General features: G+C 48.1%; 3 protein-coding genes and 1 pseudogene. All 4 read left to right on the top strand.

The genetic code is table 11. The features are described from left to right. A pseudogene (locus DBO31_RS07945) lies at window positions 1-2376 on the top strand (DNA-directed RNA polymerase subunit beta'); the annotation flags it as partial. A 244-nt stretch (window positions 2377-2620) separates the two neighbouring features. Then, window positions 2621-2866: a ribosomal L7Ae/L30e/S12e/Gadd45 family protein gene (locus tag DBO31_RS07940; RefSeq protein ID WP_059075690.1), complete on the top strand. Its 246-nt coding sequence runs from the start codon at window positions 2621-2623 to the stop codon at window positions 2864-2866. Window positions 2867-2946: 80 nt separating this feature from the next. After that, complete coding sequence (rpsL, locus tag DBO31_RS07935) at window positions 2947-3318, top strand: 30S ribosomal protein S12 (RefSeq protein WP_014015730.1); 372 nt, start codon at window positions 2947-2949, stop codon at window positions 3316-3318. A 56-nt stretch (window positions 3319-3374) separates the two neighbouring features. Continuing rightward, the gene (gene rpsG, locus DBO31_RS07930; RefSeq protein ID WP_014015731.1) at window positions 3375-3845 is read left to right on the top strand and encodes a 30S ribosomal protein S7; all 471 of its coding nucleotides are present in this window, start codon (window positions 3375-3377) and stop codon (window positions 3843-3845) included. Window positions 3846-3933: the final 88 nt, after the last annotated feature.

Genomic DNA, 3933 nt, shown 5'->3' with positions numbered 1-3933 from the left:
CGTCCGCTCCCGGCACGTAAAGTAGATAAAGAAGCAGTAGCGGAATTCAAGAAAGATAAAGAGTACGTCGATGTGAACTGCCTTGGCGTACTCATGAATAAAAAACAGATTGGCAAGCTCGTCGATGCCTGCTTCCATCTTGTCGGCAATACAAAGACGGCGGAACTTCTGGATAATATCAAGGCAATCGGTTATCATTATGCCCGTCAGGCTGGTATGTCCATTGCTATTTCTGATATTCAGATTCCTGCTGAAAAATGGGACATCCTCGATGCCGCCGATAAACAGGTACAGAATGTATCCAAAATGTATCTCCGCGGCCTTATAACGGAAGACGAACGGTATCGTAAGACCTGCTCCATCTGGGAAAAAGCAACGGATGACGTAACGGAAGTCATGATGGATAACATGGATCCGTTCAACTCCATCTTCATGATGGCTGACTCCGGTGCTCGTGGTAATAAACAGCAGATTCGTCAGGTTGCCGGTATGCGTGGCCTGATGGCTGACCCGTCGGGCCGAATCATCGACTTGCCCATCAAGGCAAATTTCCGGGAAGGCCTGTCTGTACTGGATTACTTCACATCGTCCCATGGTGCCCGTAAAGGTCTGGCCGATACGGCATTGCGGACCGCCGACTCGGGATATCTGACCCGTCGTCTCGTCGATGTTTCCCAGGATGTCATTGTCCGTGAAGAAGACTGTGATGTTTTCGGTATCGACCTGATTCGCGAACGGGCCCGCCTGGCCGGCTCTACCCGTCAGGCTGTGGCTCTCATGGCGGATAAGATTATCGGCCGTGTATTGGCTGCTGATATCGTCGATGCCGGTACAGGTGAAGTCATTCTGCCGGAAGGACACGTCCTCACGACAGATGATATGGATGAACTCGTTGCCTATAAGGTACCTAAACTGTCTCTCCATGGCAGCCAGCTTGATATTAATGATGACATGAATCATACTAATGTCATTGAAAACGTCTATCTTGGTGCGCCGGAAGAAAGCATCCGCTCTTCCCTGCGCCAGGCCATGATTGAAAATATGCTTGGCAAATCTGTCGAAGAAACGGTCATCGACTCCAATGGCATGGAAATCTGCCCGGCCGGCACTCCCCTTACGGAAGATGCTATCGACCGCATCCTGAGCAGCGATGTAACAGAAGTCAAAGTACGCAATAATGATATCCGTGGTGTCTACGTTACAGCTATCGTAGAAGGCAATGGCATCATTGAACCGCTGGAAGACCGGATTGAAGGCCGTACGGCAGCGGAAACACTGATTAACAAAGATACGGGCGAGGTTATTGTTCCTCTCAACGAAGAAATCATGGCGGATCAGGCAAAAGAAGTTGCCAAGTATTATGATAAAGTTAAGATCCGCAGTGTCCTTACCTGCCGCAGCCGTTACGGTGTATGCGCTAAATGCTATGGCCGCGATCTTGGTACAGGCGGCAAGGTCAACGTAGGCGAATCGGTTGGTACGATTGCAGCACAGTCTATCGGTGAACCGGGCACACAGCTGACTATGCGTACATTCCATACAGGCGGCGTTGCATCTGCTGGTGATATCACACAAGGTCTGCCCCGTGTCGAAGAATTGTTTGAAGCCCGTAAGCCGAAAGGCAATGCTATCATCACTGAAATCGACGGCACTGTTTCTATTACGGAAAAAGAAGACCACCATGACATCAATATCGTCCATGTTCTTTCCAAAGATGGCGAAGAACGAAGCTACACGATTCCCTTTGGCGCTCACCTGGTAGTTCACGAAGGCGACGTCATCGAAAAGGGCAGCCGCATTACATCCGGTTCCATTAATCCTCACGATATCCTGCGCATCCAGGGTGTAGAAGCAACACAGCGGTACCTCGTATACGAAGTACAGAAGGTTTATAAATCCCAGGGCGTTGGTATCAACGATAAGCACATCGAAGTTATCGTACGCCAGATGCTGCGTAAGATTAAGATTGAAGATGCTGGAGATGCCGATGTATTGCCAGGCGATTATATTGATGTCAATGTCTTTGAAGATATGAACAAACGTATAGAAGCCAATGGCGGCAAACCGGCTATAGGCAAGCCTATGCTGCTCGGCATTACTAAAGCGGCCCTGGCTACCGATTCCTTCTTGTCAGCCGCTTCCTTCCAGGAAACGACCCGCGTCCTTACCGATGCAGCCATCAAGGGCAAGATCGATCCGCTTCTCGGCCTCAAGGAAAACGTCATCATCGGCAAGCTGATTCCTGCCGGTACTGGCATGAGCCGCTACCGCAAAGTGAAAGTCGTTAAGACGGTCCCTACCGTTGAATATGAAGATGAAGATGGCAATCCCATTGACATCCAGCCGGAAGATACGACACCAGAAGCCGGACATTAAGATCGCATAAATGAAACATCACATGAAGAGTGATTAACATCTTCATGTGATGTTTTTTTTACCTCTTATCATGCGGAATTCATATATCAGATAATACAATTATTGAACCACGCGGGACTGTGTAATAATAAATGGCTTATTTTACGAAAAATACATTGACATGGAAATAGGGGAATGATAAAATATCTAAGTGTCGCAATGCGAGTCGTGCGGCCAAATTGTATGTTTTAAGGAGTGATGTTTCGTGAGCTTGGAATTGCTCGGTACGGCCAGAAAGACGGTCGGTGCCAAACAGACGCTGAAAGCAATGAAACGAAACGAAGTCACACAGCTGTATATTGCCAATGACTGTGATGAACAGGTAGCAGCACCGCTGCTCACGCTTGCCGTTGAAATGGGAATTGCCACGGATCGCAATTATACTATGGCAGAACTGGGGCTGGCCTGCCGGATCAAGGTTGGGGCTGCAGCTGTCGGACTGCTCAGCTGATTCTGGTAACATCATCCTGAAGCTGACGCTTCATTGATGATTACATTATAAATCTAATTGTTTGGAGAGGAGGTGCCCAAATGCCAACAATCAGCCAATTGGTTCGTAAAGGACGTCAGGTTGCCGTAACTAAATCGACAGCACCGGCTTTGAAAAACTGCCCGCAGAAACGCGGTGTCTGCACTCGTGTATACACAGCTACCCCGAAAAAACCTAACTCGGCTCTGCGTAAAGTTGCCCGTGTTCGCTTGACGAACTCCATCGAAGTAACTGCTTATATTCCCGGCATTGGTCACAATTTACAGGAACACAGTGTTGTATTAATCAGAGGCGGTCGTGTCAAAGACCTTCCTGGTGTACGTTATCACATCGTCCGCGGTGCCTTGGATACAGCTGGCGTAGCAGATCGTCAGCAGTCCCGTTCTAAATACGGCGCTAAGAAAGGCAAATAAGATTTGCCATTTAAGATGAACAAGATGACTTACATAGCATAGAGGAGGAATTAGACATGCCAAGAAAAGGCCCCGTGCCGAAGCGTGATGTGCTGCCGGATCCGGTGTACCATTCCAAATTGGTAACGCGCTTCATCAACAAAGTTATGTTGGACGGCAAAAAAGGTGTCGCTGAAACCATCGTTTATGATGCTTTCGACATCATCCGTTCTAAAATGAATAAAGATCCTTTGGAAGTATTCGAACAGGCTCTCAACAACGTTATGCCTGTCCTGGAAGTCCGTGCCCGCCGCGTCGGTGGTGCTAACTACCAGGTTCCTGTCGAAGTACGTGCAGACCGTCGCCTGTCCCTCGGTATCCGCTGGACTGTCGGCTATGCCCGTAAACGCGGCGAACGCACGATGAAAGAAAAGCTCGCTGGCGAATTGATGGACGCCTTCAACAATACAGGCGCTGCTATCAAGAAAAAGGAAGATACTCATAAAATGGCTGAAGCTAACAAAGCTTTCGCTCATTATCGTTGGTAATTTACGATATTTATTATTTTTTGAGGAGTGGAAAAAACCGTGCCAAGAGAAAAAAAAAAAAAAAAAACGAGAAATATTGGCATCATGG

Source organism: Megasphaera sp. DJF_B143, assembly GCF_900320625.1.
Classification (GTDB): domain Bacteria; phylum Bacillota; class Negativicutes; order Veillonellales; family Megasphaeraceae; genus Megasphaera; species Megasphaera hexanoica.
The sequence above is the reverse complement of the archived record's forward strand: the minus strand, read 5'-3'. Positions and strand labels throughout refer to the sequence as shown.